This window comes from Kribbella sp. NPDC051936, from assembly GCF_040680955.1.
In the GTDB taxonomy this organism is placed as follows: domain Bacteria; phylum Actinomycetota; class Actinomycetes; order Propionibacteriales; family Kribbellaceae; genus Kribbella.
This window is the reverse complement of sequence record NZ_JBFAXS010000004.1, coordinates 500,086-522,911: the sequence shown is the minus strand read 5'-3', so window position 1 is coordinate 522,911 and position 22,826 is coordinate 500,086. Positions and strand designations below refer to the sequence as shown.

Here is a 22,826-nt window from a genome sequence, read left to right as displayed (position 1 = left end):
CAGCACCTCGGGTACGGCGAGCACCTCGGGTACGGCGAGCACCTCGGGTACGGCGAGCACCTCGGGTACGGCGAGCACCTCGGGTACGGCGAGCACCTCGGGTACGGCGAGCACGGCGGGCACGGCGGGCGCACCCGGCACGGCAGCAACGCCCGGCAGGGCACCCCTCGTACGGCAGGGCACCCCCGGGTACGGCAGGGCAACCCGGGTACGGCAGTGCACCGCAGGCACGTTGGGCACCGCAGGTACGCCGGTACCGCTTGGACGGCAGGAACGACGGGCACGCCGGCTACACCGGGCACCGCAGGCACGCCCGGCACCGCAGGCGCGGCGGGAACGCCGCGCACCGCACGACAGGCACGACAGGCACGGCACGCACGTCGGGCACCTCGGGCACGTCAGACCCGGCAGGTACGTTGGGCGCCACCCCGGCACGGCAGGACGCCCGACACGGGCACCTCGAGTGCGGCAAGCACCTCGAGTACGGCAGGCACCCCAGGCACGGCAGGACCGCCCGGCACGGGCACCTCGGGTGCGGCGGGCACCTCGGGTGTGGCGGCGTCGGATTGGTTGGGCCATAGGACGGGCTGCGTGCTGCCGGGGGCGTTGCAAGGAGTCGGCTCTCTCCTGATCGCTGCAGCACAGCAGCCTCCTGCCTGCATGCCGCGGGTAGGAGGTTGTTGTGTTGTCCGGCGTCGACCGGTGTCAGCCCACGGCTGCGAAGGCGGCCGCTTGTTCGAGAGCAGCCTGGTCGGCCCGCCATCGCGAGCGACCGTCGATGGGCGCCTCGCGGTCGGGTGGCTCGGCGTCCGGCGGCGCCGCACGTCCGGGTGGCTGGGCGTGTGGCGGTGCGGCGCGTCGGGCTGTGGTGAGGGCGGCTCCGGGTTCGGCCCAGCTGGGGCGGGCGACGTGGACGACGCCGTCGAGGATGGTGATGTGCCAGCGGCCCCTGTGCAGGTCGACGTGGTGACGGCGGCACAGCAGAGCCAGGTTCGAGACTTTGGTGTCGCCGCCGTCGATCCACGAGATCAAGTGATGGGCGTCGCACATGACCGGCGGCGCCCCACACACCACGCAGCCGCGGTCACGGGCGTCCAGCGCGCGACGCATCGCCTTAGTGATCAGGCGTTCGCGGCGCCCGACGTCCAGCGGTTCGGAGTTCGAGCCGAGCACCAGCGGGATGATGTTCGCGTCGCAGGCCAGGCGCCGGATCGTGGCCGCGGACAGCCCGCCGCTGTAGACGGTGCGCCCGATCGCGTCCGCGGTCGCGGCTTTGAGGTCTTCGAGGTCGATCGTGACCGTGATGGTCGCCTTCGCGCCGTACCCGGCCACCCGACCACCCGTGCCCGCGGCGGCTGTGCCCGCACTACCCGCGGCGGGGCCGGTGGGGCCGGTGGTGTCCCAGACGGCGGCGGCGATGCTCAAGGCATCCGACAGCGCGTCGGCCTGGCGCTTGTCACGCGGCCGCGGGTCGTGTTCACCGTCGACGGTCTTGTGCGGGCGGGCACCGGCATGCACAACCGCCCGCAGGAGTTCGGCGTTCTCATTGGCCAAGAACCCCTTGAACTTCACCCCGTTGTCGGCAGCCGACAGCGTCAGGGACTCCCGTTCATACGCCTTCAGCTCCTCGGGCTCGGGGCCGTCGGAGTCCAGCAGGTCGGCGATCTCCTTCGCGGCAGTACGCAGCTCGCCCGGCGACAGGTGACCGGCCAGCCCGACCAACTGCTCCGCGGCCGCGTCCAGATGCTCCACCGGCACCCGCGACCGCACCCGCTCCAGCGGGGACACGATCGCGGCCGCCTGCGCCGGACGCAGCAACCAGCCACCACCAGCACCGTCCCCGGACCCGCCGTCGCCGGACCTGTTGTCGTCGAGTGCGTTGTCGCCGGGGGCGTCGGTGGGTGCGGAGGAGGCGGTGCGTTCCAGGGCGGTCGCCACGGCCGGGTAGTGCGGGGCGGTCTGGGCGAGGCGGAGGGTGCGGCGGGCGGCCGGTGGGTCCAGGCGGTACCGGAAACGCAGCAGCTCGGCGGAGTCGCGGGCGCCGAGCTCCTGCGCGTACCCGGTGGACTCGATCGCGGCGATCACGCTCAGCCGGTAGGCCTCCAGGCGGGCGAGCTCGGCTTCCAGCGTGTCGAGAGTGGACAGCAGTTCGCCGCCACTCATCGACCACGCCGGTCGCTCGCCTAGAAGTTCCATACCACCGACCTTAGACGGCGCCACCGACAGTTCTCGACCCGGAATCCCCTTATTTTGTGGGCTATTCGTGGGCCCACACCAGCAAACACCACTCGCTATACGACTGCATCCGCTCGGCCTGGCTGTTACGAAAGTGACTGGTGTGGTTGTGCGCGCGATCGGCGTCTCGTCATGATCTGACCGACGCGCAGTGCGCGATTCTGGGACTCTTGCTGTCGATCGGTGGGGCCACGCGGCGGGCCGGCCACGACGGTGGCCGTTGCTGCGCTGGTCGACGGTGTGCGAGTCCGGGCTGGCTGTCTGATCGGTACGGTCCGTGGTGGCGGGGTCTATGCCTTGTTCGCGTGCTGGCAGTTGCTCGGCGCCCATGCGCATGTTGCAGGTGCCCGCCGCGACAGCACCCACCGCGTACCTGACGGAGCCCGACGACCACGCGCTGGGGCGATCGCGCGGAAGCTGGTCATCAAGGTCCACTCGGCCTGCGAACGCGACCGGGAGGTGCTGGCGCCGGCGACTCGTCGCAGCCCATCCCCGTCCTGCAACGAATCCGTGTCGCGGCCCGGGTCGGGCCGTGCCACGGCCCTACCCGAGCGGGTGCTGGCAGACAAGGCGTACTCCTCACGCGCCAAGCACCTACCTGGCCCGCCGAGGCATCAACGCCTGCAGCCCCACGGGGTCGTGGCCGGGTGAGGTCGTGGTGTTTGCTGCGGTTGTACGGGATGGTGGCGCTGGGGCCGATGGCGTCGGCGTACCGCGGCGGGTCAGCCTTTGAACTTCTTGGCTGCGGTCGCTAGTTGGGTGGGGGTCAGGCCGGTGTCCTTCTGGAGGGCTGACTCGCCCTGGGTGGAGAGGTCGGCGTACAGGGTGGCCAGCTTCTTTTCGCCGAGTTTGTCGGCGAGGTATTCGACGATCCACCAGCTGGTGCCGTAGGCCAGGTCTGCGTCGCCGTCGAAGGTCGCGGTGCTGGGGAGGGACTTGAGCTTCGGCAGGTACGCCGTGCGGACGCGTTTGCGGTACGGGTCGACGGACCAGTGCGGGTCGTCCTCGATCGAGCGGCAGCGGACGTACTCCGCCAGGCCCTCGACCGCCCAGATCGGTGTGTTCATCCCGAGCGTCGCCGTCGCCACGTGCGTCATCTCGTGCACCAGCAGGTCCTTGTCGAGCCGCTTGCGCAGCGCCGGGTTCACCACGATCCGGCTGCCGATCGGCCGCCCGACGGGCTTGCCCATCTGCTCGCCCTCGAACAGCGTGACGGCCTTCGCGGCGATCGTCCAGCCGTCACCGCTGCCGGCCGTCCAGAGCGTCGACATCACCCGAACCTGCGGCATCGCGACGACCAGCACGGCGCCGTTCCACGGTCGCTTCCAGTGCCTGCGGACCGATTTCACGGCCTGATCCGCGGCCGATGCGACCTTCTTGCCGAGCGCCGCCTCGCGCTTGTCGACGACCACGACGACCTTGCCCCGGCGGACGAGCTGGACCTCCTCGAAGTCCCACGGCTGCCGGTGCCCGGCCTCGGTCAGGGTCTCGTCGAACCCGGTGTCGTCGACCAGCACCCAGGTCCCGCCGCGCGGCACGAACGTGTACCCGAGGTCGGTCTGCACCGGCCGCGGGTCCAGCCCGCCGATCTGGTACCGCATCATCACCCGCGTCGAGAACGCCGTCATCCCGAACTTCTCGACCAGCGCCGGCGAGTCCTGGAACGCGTCCGCGGTGAAGTACTGCAGCGTCGCGAACCCGAACTTCCGCAGGTTCGTGAACAGCAGCCGCTGACGGGCTACGAGCTCAGCCTGCTTGGGGTCCACCGGGGCCAGGAAACCCTTCAGGTCGCCCTTCCGCACGGCGGCGGCCCGCCGGGCCAGAACGGCGTCGACGGCCTTCTTCCGCGCCGCCTGCTCGGCCGCGCTCAGCTCCCCCGGCGTCTTGCTCGCGGTGCCGGTCTTCGCCAAGACCGCGGTGGCCGGTACGCCGCCGTCCAGCGCCCGGACGGCAACGACCGCGCCGGACGCGGTCAGCGCCAGCGCGGCAACGCCCGCGAACAGGCGTTTCGGGTGTTTCATCGGTGCCCCCTCGGACAGTCGGCTGATCCTAGCCGACTGTCCGAGGGCTGGGTTCAGGCTTTCTGCACCTCGCCGGTGCGCTGCTCCAGCCCGACCCGGCTCTTGCGGTAGCCGTAGAGGGCGTAGACCACGAAGCCGAGCACCATCCAGATCGCGAACCGCAGCCAGGTCTCCAGCGACAGGTTCAGCATCAGGTAGAAGCAGATCAGCGCCGCGAGGATCGGGATCACCGGGTTGCCCGGCACCCGGAACGAGCGCTCGATGTCGGGGCGGCTCTTGCGCAGCAGCGGCACCGCGATCGACACCAGGGTGAACGCGGCCAGCGTGCCGATGTTCACCATCTCCTCGAGCTTGCCGATCGGGGTCAGGCCGGCGACGATCGCGACGACCACGCCGATGCCGATCGTCAGGCGGTACGGCGTGCCCCACTTGGCATGCGTCTTGCCGAGCTGCCGGGGCATCAGGTGGTCGCGGCTCATCGCGAACACGACCCGCGCGGCGCCGATCATCAAGGTCAGCACGACGGTGGTCAGACCGGCCACCGCACCGGCCGAGATCAGTGTCGCGAAACCGCCCCGGCCGACGGACCGGAACGCCTCGGCCAGCGCGGCCTCACCGCTGATGTCGGTGTAGTTCACCATGCCGGTGATGACGATGCAGACCAGCACGTACAGCACCGTGCAGATGGCCAGCGACCCGATGATGCCGCGGGGCAGGTCGCGCTGCGGGTTCTTCGCCTCCTCGGCGGTGGTCGCGACCACGTCGAACCCGATGAACGCGAAGAACACCAGCGACGCGCCCGATACCAGGCCCATCACGCCGAACGTCGACGGTGTGAAGCCGAACAGGGCCTGGAACAGCGGCGTCGTGATCGTGACGTCGCCGTTCTCGGCCGGCACGCTCGGCGGGATGAAGGGCGACAGGTTCGAGCCCTTGATGTAGAACAGGCCGGCGACGATCACGAACAGCACCACGAACAGCTTGATCGCGACGAGCACCAGGTTCACCCGCAGCGACTCCTTGATACCGATCGTCGCGAGTGTCGCCAGCACCAGGACCAGCAGCATCGCGAGCACGTTGACGTTGCTGTCCGGCCCGATCGACGACGGCCAGCCCAGTCCGATCTGCTCCAGGAACAAGGCGGCGTACGTCGACCAGCCCTGCGCCACGACGCTTGCCCCGAGCATCAACTCGAGCAGCAGGTCCCAGCCGATGATCCAGGCGAAGATCTCACCGAGGGAGAAGTACGAGAACGTGTACGCCGACCCCGACACCGGGACGGTCGACGAGAACTCGGCGTAGCACAACGCGGCGAGTGCGCAGCAGACGGCGGCCAGCACGAAGGACAGTGCGATGCCCGGTCCGGCGTACAGCTTGGCCGCGCGGCCGGTCAGCGTGAAGATGCCGGCACCGATGATGACACCGATACCGAAGACGGTCAGGTCGACCGCGGTGAGGCGTTTCTTGAGCTGATACTCCGGTTCGTCGGTGTCGGCGATCGACTGCTCGATCGTCTTCTTCCGCACAAGACTCATCTGGCGCCTCCTCGAGGTGGACGGAACCCTTCGAGCCTGTACCTCTGACCGGGTGAGGTCAAACCGCCACTCAGCGTTGCGGCTCGTATGTTGTCAGCGACGTCCACAACGTCGCCTCGGTGAGCCCCGTACGGCTCAGCAGGATGCGGTCGCGGGCGGCCTGGTCGGTTCCGTTGCGGGCCATGTCCTCGTACAGTTCCTCGACCTTGCCGAGCCCGATCCGCCGGACCAGGTAGCGGACCGCCAGCCAGCTCACGCCGTACACGTCGGCGGAGTTCTGGTAGAAGCCGGCGTCGCTGGGCAGCGAGCTCAGCTGCGGCACCGCCTCGTCGACGACCTCCTGCTCCCACTTGCCGACCTCGCCGGCTCCGCTGACCGCCTCGATACCGCTCCAGGACACGTACTCCGCGGCGCCTTCGGCCAGCCACAGCGGTTCGTACCCGCCGAGGTCCGCGGTCGCGACGTGGGTGATCTCGTGCGACAGCAGGATCTCGTCGACCCGGTCGCGCTCGTTCGGGTTGACCACGATGTACCCGCCGGCGACCGTACCGTCGGCGGTCTCCTGACCGGGCAGTGAGGAGAACGTCGTCCCGGTGCTGGCCGCGGACTCGATGTCCTCGTCGGCGAACCTCGCGTCGCGGACCTCGGTCTCGTCGAGCGCGATCACGAACACCGACCCGCTCCACCGCAGCGGCCAGTACGCCGCGACCTCGCCGAGGCCCTCGGTCGCCTCGGCGACGATCGCCCGGCCGCGCGCCGTGTCGCCCTTCTCGACGACGACCAGGACGCGCGGCCCGCGCTGCACCTCGATCCGGCCGAGGTCCCAGGCCTCCCGGTGCGCGCCCGGCCCGAGGTCGGAGTCCAGCTCGTCGTCGGCGGTGATCAGCCAGCGGCCGCCGCGGGCGACGAAGGTGTAGCCGAGCTCGGTCGTCACCGGCGTGAAGTCGACCTTCTGGATCTGGTACCGCATCAGCACCCGGACCAGGTACGTCGTGCTGCCGTGGGCCTTCAGCACCGCCGGGTTGAACCGCTCCTCGGCCTGGCTGTAGCCGATCTCGGTGAAGCCCATCTCGACCAGGTTCGCGAACAGGATCTTCTGCTCGGCGCGGAGCTTCTTGTTCGCCGGGTCGACGTCGGCCAGGAACAACGCCTCGTTGCCGGTCTGCACGGCCTGCGCGCGGCGCAGCAGCACGGTGTCGACGGCGACCCGGCGGGCGGCGACGGCGGCGGCGATCCGGGACGGCTTGGTGCCCGTCGCCGGCGGCGGGGCCGGGGTCGCGGTGCGGGTGGCGGCCACCCGCTCGCGGGCGTCCTGCTCGCGCTCTTCAACGGTGTACACGACGCCGCCCGACACCAGGGCAACCGCCACCAGCAGACCCAGCCAGCGGCGGGGTCCTGGCGGACCGGACTTGGGCGTCGTCGCACTCACTTCGGGTCGTTCCCTCCGAGTACCCGGGTGGTCGCAGCCGGGCCACCCTACTCGACGCCGGGCGGTTACGCTGCCGCAGCAGCCTTCAAGGCGCGGAAAAGTCCCGCTTCCGTCATCCCGACGTGCTCGAGCATGATCCGGTCACGCTCCTTCTGGCTCGACCCGAGCGCGGCCAGCTCGCGGTACAGCGTGCCGACCTCGACCCCGCCGAACCGCGTGAACAGGTAGTCGAGCGCCAGCCAGGACAACGGGTACGAGCTGTCGGCGCGTGCGAAGAACGTGTCGTCGGTGGGCAGGCTCTTCGCCTTCGCGAGGTACTTCGTCCGCACGTCCAGCCGGTACTGCGGGATCGCCAGGGGTTCCTGCCCGTCCATCGGCAGGAACTCGACGTACGTCGCGGCGCCTTCGACCATCCAGCGCGGGGCGTACGGGCCGTACGGCGCGGTGGCGACGTGGGTGAACTCGTGGGCCAGCGTGCGGGCGTCGACCTTCGAGCGGTTGTGCGGGTTCACCACGACGTACGAGTCGGTCCGCTGACCCTCGCCGGTGACCTCGCCGGGCAGCGTGCGGTACACCCAGGTCGCCATCGCGAGCGCGTCCTCGGCGTTCTTCGGCTGCGTGTAGTCGGCGCCGCGGACTATCTTGTCGTCGAGCGCGATCACCACGCCGGAGCCGTTCCAGCCGCCGGGCCAGTTCTTCGAGACCGCCCGCACCGCGCTGCCCGACATCGCGGCCAGCTTGTCCGCGAGAGCCTCCTGGCCCTGCTCGACGACGACGAGGACGCGCGGCTCACGCTTGACCAGGATCGGGCCGAAGTCCCAGGCCTCCTGGTGCGAACCGCGCGGCAGACGCTTGTCCAGATCGGAGTCGGAGACGAGCACCCAGGTGCCGTTCGCGCGCTGGGTGAACGTGTAGCCGAGCATCGCGCGCACCGGGACCAGGTCGATGGCGCGGATCTGGTAGGTCATCGCGACGGCGACCAAGTACGTCGACGGGCCGTACTTCTGGGCGATCGTGTCGTCGTACTGCTGGGCCAGCTGTTGGTAGGCGAGCTTCGCGAAGCCGAACTGGCGAAGGTTCGTGAACAGCGTGCGCTGGCTCGCGACCAGCCGCTTGTCGCCGGCGTCGACGTCGGCGACGAACGCCTGCTCGTTGCCGGTCAGCACAGCCTGCGCACGGCGCTTCAGGACCGCGTCGACGGCCGCCGCCCGCGCGGCCTGGTCGACCGTCGGCGTGCTCGTGGTCCGGTTCGCGACGCGATCGCCGGCCTGGCTCGACCGATGCAGGGCGAGGCCGCCGGCCACCGCAATCGCCACCAGGACGAACGACAGCAGCAGCGGCCAGACTCGCGATCGCCGGCGCGTGGCAGCGTGTCTGCTGTGCCGCCCTGGCTCGGCCATGGGCCGTTAGGCGTTACCCGGACGGCCGCCGGCCGGATCCGGCTCGTTGAGCGCGTGGCCGTGCTGGCGCGTGAGCTGCTCGGTGATCTCCCGCGCCACCTCCTGGCCGGTGAGCCCGATCTCCTGCAGGACAGCGGCCCGCTTGGCGTGGTCGAGGAACTGCTGCGGGATGCCGAAGTCGCGCAGCGGCGTCTGCACTCCCCCGTCACGCAAGGCCTGGGCGATCATCGTGCCGCAGCCGCCGGCGCGGCCGTTGTCCTCGATCGTGGCGACCAGCTCGAACTCCCCGGCCAGCTCGATCAGCTCGGGCGGCACCGGCTTCACCCAGCGCGGGTCGACCACGGTGACGCCGAACCCGTGCGCCTCGAGCCGCTGCGCCACCTCCATCGCGGTCGCGGCCATGGCGCCGATCCCGACGAGCAGCACGTCCTTGCCGGTGCGCCGCAGGACGTCGAGCTGCCCGATCCGGTCGATCGCCTCGATGTCCGGGAACACCTCGCCCTTCGCGTACCGCAGGACGGTCGGGGCGTCGTCGACGTCGACGGCCTCGTTGAGGAGCTCCTGGACGCGCTTGCCGTCCCGCGGCGCGGCGAGCCGCAGGCCGGGCACGACCTGCAGGATCGACATGTCCCACATGCCGTTGTGGCTCGCCCCGTCGTCACCGGTGACACCAGCCCGGTCGAGCACGAACGTGACACCGCACCTGTGCAGCGCGACGTCGAGCAGGAGCTGGTCGAACGCCCGGTTGAGGAACGTGGCGTACAGACCGACGACCGGATGCATGCCGCCCATCGCCAGACCGGCCGCGCTGGTCACCGCGTGCTGCTCGGCGATGCCGACGTCGAAGGTGCGGTCCGGGAACTCGTCGGCGAACGCGGCCAGGCCGGTCGGGTGCAGCATCGCGGCGGTGATCGCGACCACGTCCGGGCGGCGGTGGCCGATCTTCACCAGTTCGTCGGAGAACACGTCCGTCCAGCCACGCGGCTTGTTCGCCGGGCGGATCTGGTGGAAGTTGTCCTCCTCGTCCTGCTCGGCGGCGGCGTATCCGTAGCCCTTCTTGGTGACCGCGTGCACGATCACCGGGCCGCCGAACGACTTGGCGTTGCGCAACGCGTCCTCGAGGGCTTGCCGGTCGTGGCCGTCGACGGGGCCGACGTACTTGAGGCCGAGGTCCTCGAACATGCCCTGCGGGGCCAGCATGTCCTTCAGCCCCTTCTTGATGCCGTGCAGCACCTCGTACATCGGCGGGCCGACGTACGGCGTGCGGCCGAGGTTCTTCTTGATCAGGTCGAGGATCTTCTCGTACCGCGGGTTGGTGCGCAGGCTGGTCAGGTGCGTCGCCAGGCCGCCGACGGTCGGGCTGTACGACCGGCCGTTGTCGTTGACGATGACGACGAGCTTCAGGTCCTTGGCGGCGGCGATGTTGTTCAGCGCCTCCCAGGCCATCCCGCCGGTCAGGCCGCCGTCGCCGATCAGCGCGACGACGTGCCGGTCCTCCTTGCGCAGGCGGTACGCCTTGGCGAGCCCGTCGGCGTACGACAGCGCGGTCGAGGCGTGGCTGTTCTCGACGACGTCGTGCTCGGACTCGGCGTGGCTCGGGTACCCGGACAGGCCGCCCTGCTGACGGAGCGTGCCGAACTCGCCGGCGCGGCCGGTGAGCAGCTTGTGCACATACGTCTGGTGGCCGGTGTCGTAGACCAGGCGGTCGCGTGGCGAGTCGAACACGCGGTGCATCGCGAGCGTGATCTCGACCATGCCGAGGTTCGGGCCGAGGTGACCGCCGGTCCGGGACACGGTCTCGACCAGCACGTCCCTGATCTCCGCCGCCAGATCAGTCAACTGCTGATCGGTCAGCTTCCTCAGGTCGGCCGGCCCTCCCAGCGTCTCCAGCACGCGCATCGAGCTCCTCCCGCGGGTCGTCCTCGAATACTTGAGTCTATGCATCCAACGCCCGGAATCCGAACTCGGCGACGGCCTTCCCGGCCGTCCCGGGCAATCTCACCTTCCAGGACGCCGCCCGGGTGCGCCAGGTTCGAACGTGTGGCTCGTCTCACCTAGGGTGATCGCGTGGAGATGGTGACGACGTTGTTCCGGAAGTACGACGGGCAGCCGCATCGTCTGGTCGAGGCGATCCGGCTCGGCGAGGACGAGTACGGCCTGTGGGTCGGCTCGGTCCCCGGGACGCAGGGCCAGCGCGCCGACGGCAGCTGGCAGACGATCGACCATCACCGTGTCCGGCTGTTCCCGCACGGTCAGTGGTGGAGCGCCCTGTTCAACGACACGCCGCACCAGACCGCGATCTACTGCGACATCACCATGCCGCCCGAGTTCGGCGTCGACTCGGTCACCGCCGTCGACCTGGACCTCGACATCCGCCTGCTCCGCGACGGCACCGTCCGCGTGATGGACGAGGACGAGTTCCGCGACCACCAGATCCGCTACAACTACCCGCCCCAGGTGATCGCCACCGCCCAGGCCACCTGCAACCACCTGGCCGCCACCATCACCACCACAGAACCCTTCCTGACCGCCTACAAGCCGTACCTGGAGAAGGTCCGCACGCTGTCCGAAGACTTGAGCGGTTGAGGTGACCGGCCCCCAGGGCTAGGAGCCCCCCTGAGCCCTCGAGGGCCGATCACGATGACGACCCGGGGCCGACATCCCACCATGCTCGGTCGCTGTCGGCGACGGGTCCACCGCTGCCAGCAAAATTGCAGGAAGTTGCAGCGTTGCCGAGCGCGGCGGCGGGCTCGCGGATGAATATGCTGCGGCGGTGGGGATCACGGTGACGATCATTGACATGTCGGGGGCAGGGCGGGTCGGGGCGACGACCCTGCTGGAGGGGATCTCGAGCCGGACGACGCTGCGCGATCTCGTGCGGACGCGGGTCCGGGACGAAGTGGCGCGCTTCAACGCCGCGCCGCAGCCGATCTTCCGGGGACTGGTGATGCCCGAGGGCGGGTCGCCGGCCGAGGACGGGTTCCGGGTGCCTCGCCTGCGGCAGCTCGACTGGGAGCGGCAGGCCGATCGGGCGATCGAGGCGTTCGGGCGGAACGGGTTCTTCGTGCTCGTGGACGACCGGCAGGTGACCGAGCTCGACGAGGAACTCGAGCTGACCGCGGACACGGACATCCGCTTCGTCCGCCTGGTCCAGCTGGTCGGCGGCTGAGCGTGGCAGGCGACGAGGCCGCGACCCTGGTCGCCGCGGCGCTGGAGGCGTTGCGTGGCAGGTCCTGGACGGCCGACGGGGACGCCCGGGCGATGCCTCAGATCCAGGCGATCCAGCAGGCGCCGGAAGCGCTGCGGCGCGAGTGCATCCTGACCGCCTCCGATCGGGTGGACAGCTATCACTGCGTCCAGCTGCTGCTGATGATCGCACGCAAGCGCGTCCAGCTGTCCGAGGAGCAGATCGAGCGCCTGCTGACGCCGCGGCTCGGTCACGTCCAGCAGCCCGGGTTCTGGTGGAGCAGCGAGGCGCTCCGCGCGGTCAGCCGCCAGATCGAGCACGCGTACGCCGCGTTGCCCGGCGGGGAGCAGGAGCGGTTGAAGCCGCTGATCGTCCGGGCGGCTGATCAGGCTCAGGACGCGGCGACCGCGACCCGGCTGCGGAAGCTGGTGGGGCCCGAGGACAAGCTCCGCGTCGACCTGATCGACGGGGGCGACGACGTCGGGCCGCGCCTGCGCAGCGCGTTCGAGGCCGCCGGCGAACCGGCCGACGTGGTGGCAGCGGCGGTCGACGTTCTCGCGGCGTTTCCCGGCAGCGGCCGACCGTCGAAGAAGTGGCTCACCGAGGCAGAGCGCGTCGCCGGCCGGCTGACCGGTCCCGCGGAGCTGGTCGGTGCACTCCTCGATGCGCCTCTCGACGCGAGCGACAGCGAGACGGCGTACACCCACAACGCCAGCACCTACACCGTGCCGCACTACGCCACCGCCGCCAACGAGGCCTTCCTGTGCGGAGTCGTCGCGTTCGCGGGGCTGCTGCGGGACCCGGCACTCCTGCCGCGGCTGCGGCGGCTCGCGCTCAAGACCGTGACCGTTATCGGGGGTCAGTTCGGCAAGCCCCGGAGTCTCCGGCTCGCGAACGCCTCGGCGCAGGCGATGGCCGACATCGGCGCACCGGCGTCCATCACCGAACTGCTCGCACTCGAGCGCTCCGTGCGGCACGGGACCTTGCTGAAGCAGATCCGGAAGGCCGTCGACGCGCTTGCCTCGGCGCAGGGAATGACCCGCGACCAGCTGCTGGAACGCGCCGTCGAGACCCATGACCTCGACAGCGACGGCACGCGCCGCACGGAGTTGTCGCGAGGCTTCGCCGAGGTCGTCGTGGACGGAAGTACGGCCTCGCTCATGTACGTCGACGAGAACGACAAGCCCCGCAAGTCCGTACCCCCGGACGTGAAGCTGGCCAGCGGCGACAAGCTCGCAGCGATCCGCGACCAGCTCAAGGCGATCCGGAAGACGATCGCCGGCGAGCGTGTGCGGCTGGACGGCCTGATGGCGGCCGACCGCTCCTGGCCGCTCGACGACTGGCGCAGCTGGTACCTGGACCACCCGGTCACCGGTCGGCTGACACGCACGCTGGTCTGGGTCTTCAGCACGCCGCAAGGAGAAAGCATCGTCGGCGTTCCGCTCGACGGCGCGACCGCGGTCACGAGCTCGGGTCAGCAGGTCGAGATCCCCCGGCAGGCAGAGGTACGGCTCTGGCACCCGATCCACGCGTCCGCGGACGACGTACGGGCGTGGCGACGGCGGCTGCTCGACCAGCAGGTCGTCCAGCCGTTCAAGCAGGCGTTCCGCGAGCTGTACGTGCTCACGCCGGCCGAGGAACGGACACGCGTGTACTCGAACCGCTTCGCCGGGCATGTCTTCGGACAGGTCCAGGCTCGCGCGCTGATGAAGGGGCGTGGATGGTCCCCGGTCGCGGTCGCGTGGTGGGACGACGGCATCGACAACGGCGTGGCCCGGCGTACGTTCGACGCGGCGGGAATCCGCGCCGAGTTCTACTTCGACCCGATCCACGACCTGCAGCCGGACGCGACCGACCTCTACCCGTACTGCACCAGCGACCAGGTGCGGTTCGTCGACGTCCGCAGTGACGAGTCGGTCGAGCTGGCCCAGGTTCCGCCGCTCGTCCTCACCGAGGCGCTGCGCGACGTCGACCTGTTCGTCGGGGTCACGTCGATCGGCGCCGATCCGGAGTGGCTCGACCGCGGTACCGAGCGCCGCTTCGACACGTACTGGCACACGTACGGCTTCGGCGAACTGTCCGCGGCCGGCGAGATCCGGCGCGAGGTGCTCGAGCAGCTCGTCCCGCGCCTCGCGATCGCCGACCGGTGCTGGTTCGAGGACCGCTACCTGATCGTGCGCGGCGACCTCCGCACGTACCGGATCCATCTGGGCAGCGGCAACATCCTGATGGCGCCGAACGACCAGTACCTGTGCATCGTGGCCGCCCGCGACGGCCAGGCGCAGAAGCTGTTCCTGCCGTTCGACGACGACCCCGTCCTCAGCCTGGTGCTCAGCAAGGCGTTCCTGCTCGCGAACGACACCGCGATCACGGACCCGACGATCACCGCCCAGATCAACCGCCGCTGACCCGGCGGCCGATAGGTTGGGCGGCATGCGTGATGTTCGGGTGGTCTATCGCAAGTACGACGAGAAGCTGCACTGGCATCAGTGGATGCGCTATCTGGGCGAGGACGAGTACGGCGTGTGGCTCGGCGCGCCGGCGGGGTCGGTGTCGCAACGCGGCGACGAGCCGGTGGTGACCCAGGAGCAGGCGCACGTGCAGCTGTTCCCGCGGGACCAGTGGTTCACCGCGATCTTCAACGACGAGCCGCGGTACACCGAGATCTACGCCGACATCACCACGCCGGTCGAGTTCTCCGACGACGTGGTGACGATGATCGACCTCGACCTGGACGTGATCAAGCGCCGCGACGGGACGGTGTTCATCGACGACGAGGACGAGTTCGCCGAGCACCAGGTCAAGTACGCGTACCCGGCGGACGTGATCGCGACCGCCCGCCAGACCTGCGACTGGCTGGTGCGAGCGGTCGCGACCGAGGAGCCGTTCCTCACCGTCTACAAGACCCACCTCGACAAGATCAGGTAGTTCCCGTTCACATGGTGCTGTGCTACCGGGCCACGTGGACGCTGAGGGTGCCGTTCTTGAGCATCATCACGCCGGGGAGCGGGCCGCGCTGGCCGGCGTACATGTCGGCGATCGGGGCGACGGTCAGGTAGAGGTTCTGGCCGGGCGGTACGTCGACGGCGACGGCGGGGAGTTCGATCGTGCGTCGTACGCCGCGCGCGGTGGCCTTCTCGCGGAGCGGCATCGTGTTGTTCTGGACGACCTTCGCGGTGAGCGGGCTCGTGCCGACGCTGAGGGCGAAGTACGCCACCGACCGCGGGATCACCGTGTAGACGTCCGCGGTCAGCGTGGGCGTGCCGGCGATCGTGACCGGGCCCTTCGCGATCGGCAGGTTGACGGGGAGTCCGGCGCCGGTCGGCGCGACGATCTTGCCGAGCTCGTAGCGCTTGTTGAGCGTCAGATTCCGTTGCGTGAGGCAACGGCCGTCGGCGGTCGCCAGGTGGTACGTGCCGAAGCCGGTCAGCCCGGTCGCCTGGTGCAGGAGCCGCAGCCGCATGAAGCGGATCGAGAGGCTCGAGAAGGACGGCGATCCGAGCGTGACCGAGCAGGGGTCGCCGGCGGTCGCGTAGCCAGGCGGTACGACGCTGGGCAGCGTGTGGCCGCCGTTGTACCCGACGAAGATCGACCGGGCCCGGGCGCGAGCGGTCAGCGCGTGGTCGAAGTTCGCGAGGCCCTGGTTGAGGTTGAACAGGTTGTCGGAGATCCCCTGGCCGAACAGCACCGGGATGTCGAGCTTGCGCCCCTGCCGCACGTGCCAGGCCGGTCCGTTGTGCGCGAAGAACGCGTCGAGGTCGCGTCCGGCCTGGCCCGCCGGCCACGCGCCGGTCGCGATCAACGCCACGAACGCCTTCGACACCGCCGGCGGCAGATGTGTCCCGCCGCCCGCGAACAGGATCGACAGCCACATGGTCCGGGCGGCCTCCTGGGGCGCGAGGCTCTGCCTGAGGTCCCACCAGGTGATCTCCGGTGCGAGCGCGTCGAAGCGGGTCCGGCCGCGGTCGCGAAGCTCGGTGAAGGCGCCGGCGAACTGGTAGCCGCCGCCGTACGACCCGCCGATGGCACCGATCAGTGGGTCGCCGGGACCTTGCTTCGTCACCCAGTCCAGTCCCGCGACGAGGTTGACGAGCTTCACCACGTCGCGCCCCTCGTAGTCCGGGTTCATCACATGCGCGACGCCGGTGCTCTGGCCGAAGCTGCGCTGGTCGAAGCTCAGTACGCCGAAGCCCGCGTCGAGCCACGCCTTGAACGCGGCCGGGTCCGTGGTGCGGCTCCCACTCCAACCGTGGCTGTGGAAGATCAGCGGCACGGTGTGCTGCGTCGAGGCGGTGGCCGGCTTGAACAGCGAGTAACAGATCCGCACGGGCGTCGTCGTACCGGCCTCCGGGACCGACTCCACACAACCGTTGCTGACCGTGTCGGCCGCCGCGGCGGGAACGACCGAGGAACACCACACCGACCAGCCACAGCAGACGACGCATCAGTCACTCCCGGTGATCGACGGATCCCGCTTCGCACACGCTAGAGGACCGGCTGGGGCCTGACCAGTCCCCGGCCTCAGCCGTGGGCGAACCGTTGGGCAGAAACTGGGTGGAATCGGCCGCGCGCTGCGACACTGTGCGCGTGCATATCGCGATCGAGGTCGTGGCCCTCGTCGCCGTCGTCGCGGCCGGCGCCGCGTTGGCGCGGCGGTTAGGGATCTCGGCCCCTCTGCTGCTGGTGGTCGTCGGGATCGCCGCGTCGTACCTGCCGTTCATCCCCCGCGTCGAGCTCGCCCCCGAGGTCGTCCTGGTGGGATTCCTGCCGCCGTTGCTCTACTCGGCCGCCATCAAGACCAGCCTGGTCGACTTCACCAAGCACCGGCGCTCGATCGGGCTGCTGTCCGTCGGCCTGGTCGCGTTCACCGCGCTCGGTGTCGGCGTGGTCGCCTGGTGGCTGCTCGGCCGGGTCGCGGAGTCGATCGGTCAGGAGCCGCTGCCGTTCTGGGCCGCGTTCGCGATCGGCGCCGTCGTCGCGCCGCCCGACGCGGTCGCCGCGACCGCGATCGCGAAACGGGTCGGCCTGCCCCGGCGCGTCGTCACGATCCTCGAGGGCGAGAGCCTGATGAACGACGCCACCGCGCTGGTGTGCCTGCGCACCGCGATCGCGGCCGCGCTGGTGGCGCCGACCGTGTGGGACGTCAGCCTGGACTTCCTGCGCGCGGCCGGCGGCGGTGTGCTGATCGGCATCGCGGTGGCGTTCGTGCTGGCCAAGGTCCGGCGCCGGTTCACCGATCCGGTGCTGGACACCACGCTCAGCCTCACCGCGCCGTTCATCGCCTACATCGCGGCGGAGAACCACTACGTGCACGCGTCCGGCGTCCTCGCGGTCGTCGTCACCGGCCTGCTGCTCGGCCACAAGGCACCGATCATCCAGTCGGCCAAGTCGCGGATGTCCGAGCGGACCAACTGGCGGACCTTCCAGTTCCTGCTGGAGAACACGGTCTTCCTGCTGATCGGGCTGCAGACCCGGTGGATCCTCGACGACCTGACCGCGAGCCCGCTCCCGACGTGGCTGATCGCGACCACGACGATTGCGGTCTTCGTCGCCGTGGTGCTGCTGCGGCCGATCTGGATCATCCCGACAACGCTGCTGTCGCGGCGCTTCCTCGGACCGTCCCGGCCCGGACCGGTGTCGCGCAACGCGCTGATCGTGGTGTCATGGGCAGGGATGCGCGGCGTGGTCACGCTGGCCGCGGTGTTCACGCTGCCCGAGAACACGCCGCACCGGGAAGTGCTCGTGTTCATCGCCCTGGCCGTCACCGCGGGCACCCTGCTCGTGCAGGGCTCGACGCTGCCCTGGCTGGTACGCCGCCTGCGCCTGCCCGGCCCGGACCCGGCGGAGGACGCGTTGCAGGAGGCCGCCGTACTCCAGGGCGCTCATCGGGCCGCGATCGAGAAGCTCGACGAGATCTCGACGCCGACCGACCCGCCCTCGGTCCTCGACGTCCTGCGGCAGCGGGGCGAGGCGCGCGCACAGGCCGCGTGGGAGCGGCTCGGGCGGCCGGAGACCGAGTACGAGACGCCCAGCGAGGCGTACCGGCGGCTGCGGATCGAGATGCTGCAGGCCGAACGCGCGCACATCCTGAAGGTCCGCGACGCCGGACTGGTCGCGGACGAGGTGCTGCAGCGGGCGCAGAACGTGCTCGACATCGAGGAGTCGATCCTGGATCGCGACGAGGACGACGACGTCGGCGGGCGGTCCGAGGACCTGAAGCCGAAGACGACGCCGGGTGGGGCGTGTGAGCACCTGGAGCAGGCGCCGGTCGTGGTCACTCCGAACACCCCGGACGGCTGCGAGGAGTGCCTGGCCGAGGGCGGCTCCTGGGTCCACCTGCGGCTGTGCCTGGGCTGCGGTCACGTCGGGTGCTGCGACTCGTCGGTGATGAAGCACGCCAGCAAGCACCACGCGGAGACCGCGCACCCGGTGATGCGCAGCTTCGAGCCGGGCGAGACCTGGCGCTGGTGCTTCGTCGACGAGAAGCTAGGTTGACCAGATGGCGGACTGTCTCTTCTGCTCCATCGTCGCCGGTACGACACCTGCGCAGATCGTGCTCGACACGCCGGACGTCGTCGGCTTCCTCGACATCCGGCCGGTGTTCAAGGGGCACACGCTGATCGTGCCGCGGACGCACGTGCCGACGATGGTGGAGATGACCGACGAGGTGATGATCCCGCTGTTCGGCGCGGCCCGATCAGTCGCGAGCGCCGTCCGGACCGCGTTCACCGCGCAGGGCTCGTTCGTTGCCGTGAACAACGTCGTGTCCCAGTCCGTGCCGCACCTGCACGTCCACGTCGTACCACGCACCAAGGGCGACGGTCTGCGCGGCTTCTTCTGGCCCCGCACGAAGTACGCCGACACCGCCGAAGCCGAGGAGTACGCCGGAAAACTCCGCGCCGCCCTCGGCGATTGAGCGGCACGGCTTTCTTGGTCAACTCGATGACGTGAGCATCAGCCGGGGATGCGTTTCTCGTACTCCACCTGGGGCAGCGGGTTGCCGTCGCCGAAGTCGCGGGTCCGGGTGGCGCCGGTCTCGGTGAAGCCGCACTTGAGGTAGAACCGGCGGGACTGCGGGGTGTCGCGGAGGGTCCAGAGATGGACGTGGCCACCGAGCTCTCGCAGGGTGGCTCCCATCAGCGCGGCCGACACGCCGCTCCCCCAGCCGTCGGGATGCGTGTAGAAGCTGTGGATCTCCGCGAACCCGGGCCGTCTCCCGGACGCGCCCGCCCACGACATCGCCAGCGGCCGCTCGCCGACGAACCCAAGCATGACGAGCCCGTCCCCCGCGCTCAGTCGCTCGTGCCACCTGGTCAGCCGGCTCTCGATCCCTTCCCGCGCGACGTCCTCGGAGAAGAGCGGCGCGTAGGCGGCGCCCCACGACGCGGCATGAATCTCGCCGACAGCCGCCCCGTCGGCCGCCGTCGCATGCCGCGCGGAGAAGGCTCCGGCCGCGGTCTGCTCCGTCCGGGCTCCTCCAGCTCCCTCACTGGACTGGTCGGTCAAGGCGCTCCTCCAGCTTCGTCAGTGCGCGCTCGACGGCGACGCGCACAGCCTGATCGGGGTCGTCGGCCAACGGCCGGATCGCCTCCGCGTGCTCGAACTCCCCCGCCGCACCGACCGCGCGAACCACGGCCGCCCGCACGCGCGGCAGCTCGTGGCCCAGATCCGGCAGCAGCGCGTCGACCAGCTGGCCGAGCTCGCGCTGCGCGGTGATCTTGGCGACATGCTCCCGCACCCGCCAGGCCGGATCATCCGCCGCTCGGCGGAGCACGTCGACGAGGTCATCCCGCCAGACGTACAAGAACACGCGGGCAGCCCAGACCCGGATCCAGTAGTAGTTCACCGGATCAACAGGCGACTTCCACCCGCCCGGGTTGTCCGCCCCGGTGATCGCCACCAGCTTCGGCAGCTCAGCCCCGTACGCCGCCTCCCCCGAGATCTCCCCGCTGAGAAACGCGACACACCAGTCGATCACGGTGTCCTCGCCGTACGCCGCACACGCGGCCCGTACGACGTCCCGCGGCGACTCCCTCTCGCTCATCCCCCCAGTCAACCCCACGGCTCCGACAGTTCCCGGCCGCGGCCGGGAGTGCTGGGGCAGTCGATGACGCCCCAGCACTCCTCGTGCTCAGCCCGCGATCAGCGAGCGCAGCACGTACTGCAGGATGCCGCCGTTGCGGTAGTAGTCGGCCTCGCCGGGGGTGTCGATGCGGACGACGGCGTCGAACTCCTTGACCGCACCGTCGGGCGACGTGGCCTTGACGTGCACCGTGCGCGGGATGGCGCCGTCGTTCAGCGCGGTGACGCCGGTGATGTCGAAGGTCTCCTCACCGGTCAGGCCGAGCGACTCGGCGGTCTCGCCCTCCGGGTACTGCAGCGGGAGGACGCCCATGCCGATCAGGTTCGACCGGTGGATGCGCTCGAACGACTCGGTGATGACGGCCTTCGCGCCGAGCAGCGCCGTACCCTTCGCGGCCCAGTCCCGCGACGAGCCCGAGCCGTACTCCTTGCCGGCCAGGATCACCAGCGGGGTGTTCTGCTCCGCGTACGCCTGCGCGGCGTCGTAGATCGTGGTGACCGGCGCGTCGTCCTTGGTGAAGTCGCGGGTGAAGCCGCCCTCGGTGCCCGGCGCGATCTGGTTGCGCAGCCGGATGTTCGCGAACGTGCCACGAATCATCACCTCGTGGTTGCCGCGGCGGGAACCGTACGAGTTGAAGTCCTTGCGGTCCACACCGTGCTCGGCCAGGTACTTGCCGGCCGGGCTGTCGGCCTTGATCGAGCCGGCCGGCGAGATGTGGTCGGTGGTGACCGAGTCGCCCAGCTTGGCCAGCACGCGGGCACCCGCGATGTCGGTGACCGGCGACGGGTCCTTCGCCATGCCCTCGAAGTACGGAGGCTTGCGCACGTAGGTCGACTCGGCGTCCCACGCGAACGTCTTGCCCTCCGGCGTCGGCAGCGACTGCCAGCGCTCGTCACCGGCGAACACGTCGGCGTAGTCCTTCGCGAACATCTCCTTGTTGATCGAGCTCGCGATGGTGGCCTCGACCTCGTCGGCGCTCGGCCAGATGTCCTTCAGGAACACCTCGTTCCCGGCGCTGTCCTTACCCAGGGCATCGGTCTCGAAGTCGAAGTCCATGGTGCCGGCCAGCGCGTAGGCGATCACCAGCGGCGGGCTGGCCAGGTAGTTCATCTTCACGTCCGGGTTGATCCGGCCCTCGAAGTTCCGGTTGCCGGACAGCACGCTCACCACCGCGAGGTCGGCTTCCTGGACTCCGGCCGAGATCGCCTCGGGCAGCGGGCCCGAGTTCCCGATGCAGGTGGTGCAGCCGTAGCCGACCAGGTGGAAGCCGAGCTTCTCCAGGTACGGCGTGACGCCGGCCTTCTCGTAGTAGTCGGTGACGACCTTCGAGCCGGGCGCGAGCGACGTCTTCACCCACGGCTTGGACGCCAGGCCCTTGTCGACCGCGTTCTTCGCCAGCAGCGCGGCCGCGAGCATGACCGACGGGTTCGACGTGTTGGTGCAGGAGGTGATCGAGGCGATCACGACGTGGCCGTGGTCGAGCTCGACCTCCTGGCCGTCCAGGCTGACCGTGGTCTTCTTGGTCGGCCGGTCGGCCTCCTTGTGCACGGCGTGCGGGCTGTCGGTGGCGCCGTTGCGGCCGTCCGGGGTCGGCGCGTCGCTGGCCGGGAAGCTCCCGACCACGGCCGGGTCGACGTCGGTCTCCTCGACGTCGGCGTAGTCGGCGAGCGCGCCGCGGAACGCCTCCTTGGCGTTGCTCAGCTCGACCCGGTCCTGCGGCCGCTTCGGCCCGGCGATCGACGGTACAACGGTCGACAGGTCGAGCTCGAGGTACTCGGAGAACCTCGGCTCGACGGCCGGGTTGTGCCAGAGGCCCTGCTCCTTCGCATACGCCTCGACCAGCGCGACCTCGTCGTCCGACCGGCCGGTCAGCCGCAGGTAGTCCAGCGTGACGTCGTCGATCGGGAAGATCGCGCAGGTGGAGCCGAACTCCGGGCTCATGTTGCCGATCGTGGCGCGGTTCGCCAGCGGGACCGCCGCGACGCCGTCGCCGTAGAACTCGACGAACTTGCCGACCACACCGTGCTTGCGCAGCATCTGGGTGATCGTCAGCACGACGTCGGTCGCGGTCGCACCGGCCGGGACCGCACCGGTGAGCTTGAAGCCGACCACCTTCGGGATCAGCATCGACACCGGCTGGCCGAGCATCGCGGCCTCGGCCTCGATCCCGCCGACGCCCCAGCCGAGCACGCCGAGGCCGTTCACCATCGTGGTGTGGCTGTCGGTGCCGACGCAGGTGTCCGGGTACGCCTGGCCGTTGCGGACCATCACGGTGCGGGCCAGGTGCTCGATGTTCACCTGGTGCACGATGCCGGTGCCCGGCGGCACGACCTTGAACTCGTCGAACGCGGTCTGGCCCCAGCGCAGGAACTGGTACCGCTCGCGGTTCCGCCCGTACTCGAACTCGACGTTGCGCTCGAACGCGTCCGGCGTACCGAACACGTCGATGATGACCGAGTGGTCGATGACCAGCTCGGCCGGCGCCAGCGGGTTGATCTTGGTCGGGTCACCGCCGAGCTCGCCGACCGCCTCGCGCATCGTGGCCAGGTCGACCACGCACGGGACGCCGGTGAAGTCCTGCATGATCACCCGCGCCGGGGTGAACTGGATCTCGGTGTCCGGGGCCGCGTTCTGGTCCCAGTTGCCGAGCTTGCTGATGTGCTCGGCGGTGATGTTCGCGCCGTCCTCGGTGCGCAGCAGGTTCTCCAGCAGGACCTTCAGCGAGTACGGCAGCGTGTCCGCACCCTCGATGCCCGCCAACCTGAAGATCTCGTACGACTGTCCGTTGACCTCGAGTGCACCCTTGGCACCGAAGCTGTCGACGCTCGCCATCAACCCGCTCCTCTTGTCCGCTCCGTGTCCGCTGCGCCCCATCCTGCCGAGCGCGTTGCCCGGCTGCGAGGTCAGGTTCACCTAACCTCGCGCCGCAAACTCTC

17 protein-coding genes are annotated in these 22,826 nt (G+C 70.0%); 6 read left to right on the top strand and 11 right to left on the bottom strand.

From position 1 onward, the window contains the following. From AB0L64_RS16385 to dxs, 7 genes are all read right to left on the bottom strand, one after another. A partial coding sequence (locus AB0L64_RS16385) for a hypothetical protein (RefSeq protein WP_363710931.1) occupies positions 1–231 on the bottom strand: 231 nt, incomplete at its 3' end. 474 nt (positions 232–705) lie between these two features. Continuing rightward, positions 706–2,196 (bottom strand): DUF222 domain-containing protein, encoded by a 1,491-nt coding sequence (locus tag AB0L64_RS16380; RefSeq protein ID WP_363710930.1) that lies wholly within the window; start codon positions 2,194–2,196, stop codon positions 706–708. Positions 2,197–2,957: 761 nt separating this feature from the next. Next, positions 2,958–4,256, bottom strand: coding sequence for a hypothetical protein (locus AB0L64_RS16375; RefSeq protein WP_363710929.1), 1,299 nt, complete (start codon positions 4,254–4,256; stop codon positions 2,958–2,960). A gap of 53 nt (positions 4,257–4,309) precedes the next feature. Continuing rightward, positions 4,310–5,791 (bottom strand): amino acid permease, encoded by a 1,482-nt coding sequence (locus AB0L64_RS16370; RefSeq protein WP_363710928.1) that lies wholly within the window; start codon positions 5,789–5,791, stop codon positions 4,310–4,312. A gap of 70 nt (positions 5,792–5,861) precedes the next feature. After that, entirely contained in the window at positions 5,862–7,220 is a 1,359-nt protein-coding gene (locus tag AB0L64_RS16365; protein WP_363710927.1) for a hypothetical protein, read from the bottom strand. Positions 7,221–7,285: 65 nt separating this feature from the next. Beyond that, a complete protein-coding gene (locus AB0L64_RS16360) occupies positions 7,286–8,536 on the bottom strand; it encodes a hypothetical protein (RefSeq protein WP_363710926.1) in 1,251 nt (416 codons plus the stop codon). A gap of 90 nt (positions 8,537–8,626) precedes the next feature. Continuing rightward, entirely contained in the window at positions 8,627–10,519 is a 1,893-nt protein-coding gene (gene dxs / locus AB0L64_RS16355) for a 1-deoxy-D-xylulose-5-phosphate synthase (protein ID WP_363710925.1), read from the bottom strand. Positions 10,520–10,693: 174 nt separating this feature from the next. Between dxs and AB0L64_RS16350 the strand changes: the two genes are divergently transcribed. The 4 genes from AB0L64_RS16350 to AB0L64_RS16335 all read left to right on the top strand — a co-directional run bounded on the left by AB0L64_RS16350 (position 10,694) and on the right by AB0L64_RS16335 (position 14,735). Continuing rightward, positions 10,694–11,206, top strand: a complete 513-nt coding sequence (locus AB0L64_RS16350; RefSeq protein ID WP_363711141.1) for a DUF402 domain-containing protein — start codon at positions 10,694–10,696, stop codon at positions 11,204–11,206. A 187-nt stretch (positions 11,207–11,393) separates the two neighbouring features. Next, positions 11,394–11,789 carry a hypothetical protein gene (locus AB0L64_RS16345; RefSeq protein WP_363710924.1) on the top strand — a complete coding sequence of 132 codons (396 nt, stop codon included), beginning with the start codon at positions 11,394–11,396 and terminating at the stop codon, positions 11,787–11,789. Between the two features lie 2 nt (positions 11,790–11,791). After that, positions 11,792–14,215: a DUF4132 domain-containing protein gene (locus tag AB0L64_RS16340; protein WP_363710923.1), complete on the top strand. Its 2,424-nt coding sequence runs from the start codon at positions 11,792–11,794 to the stop codon at positions 14,213–14,215. A gap of 25 nt (positions 14,216–14,240) precedes the next feature. Next, the gene (locus tag AB0L64_RS16335) at positions 14,241–14,735 is read left to right on the top strand and encodes a DUF402 domain-containing protein (RefSeq protein WP_363710922.1); all 495 of its coding nucleotides are present in this window, start codon (positions 14,241–14,243) and stop codon (positions 14,733–14,735) included. A 22-nt stretch (positions 14,736–14,757) separates the two neighbouring features. Here the strand turns inward: AB0L64_RS16335 and AB0L64_RS16330 are convergent, their stop codons facing one another. Continuing rightward, complete coding sequence (locus tag AB0L64_RS16330; protein ID WP_363710921.1) at positions 14,758–16,170, bottom strand: CocE/NonD family hydrolase; 1,413 nt, start codon at positions 16,168–16,170, stop codon at positions 14,758–14,760. Positions 16,171–16,394: 224 nt separating this feature from the next. Here AB0L64_RS16330 and AB0L64_RS16325 point away from each other — a divergent pair, with 224 nt between their 5' ends. Beyond that, positions 16,395–18,302: a Na+/H+ antiporter gene (locus AB0L64_RS16325; RefSeq protein ID WP_363710920.1), complete on the top strand. Its 1,908-nt coding sequence runs from the start codon at positions 16,395–16,397 to the stop codon at positions 18,300–18,302. A 4-nt stretch (positions 18,303–18,306) separates the two neighbouring features. Further along, a complete protein-coding gene (locus AB0L64_RS16320) occupies positions 18,307–18,723 on the top strand; it encodes an HIT family protein (RefSeq protein ID WP_363710919.1) in 417 nt (138 codons plus the stop codon). Between the two features lie 38 nt (positions 18,724–18,761). Here the strand turns inward: AB0L64_RS16320 and AB0L64_RS16315 are convergent, their stop codons facing one another. The 3 genes from AB0L64_RS16315 to acnA form a co-directional block, all read right to left on the bottom strand. Continuing rightward, positions 18,762–19,313, bottom strand: coding sequence for a GNAT family N-acetyltransferase (locus tag AB0L64_RS16315; RefSeq protein WP_363710918.1), 552 nt, complete (start codon positions 19,311–19,313; stop codon positions 18,762–18,764). After that, complete coding sequence (locus AB0L64_RS16310) at positions 19,294–19,851, bottom strand: HEAT repeat domain-containing protein (RefSeq protein WP_363710917.1); 558 nt, start codon at positions 19,849–19,851, stop codon at positions 19,294–19,296. Before AB0L64_RS16310 ends, AB0L64_RS16315 begins: the two co-directional genes overlap by 20 nt. A gap of 87 nt (positions 19,852–19,938) precedes the next feature. Beyond that, a complete protein-coding gene (gene acnA / locus AB0L64_RS16305; protein WP_363710916.1) occupies positions 19,939–22,722 on the bottom strand; it encodes an aconitate hydratase AcnA in 2,784 nt (927 codons plus the stop codon). Positions 22,723–22,826: the final 104 nt, after the last annotated feature.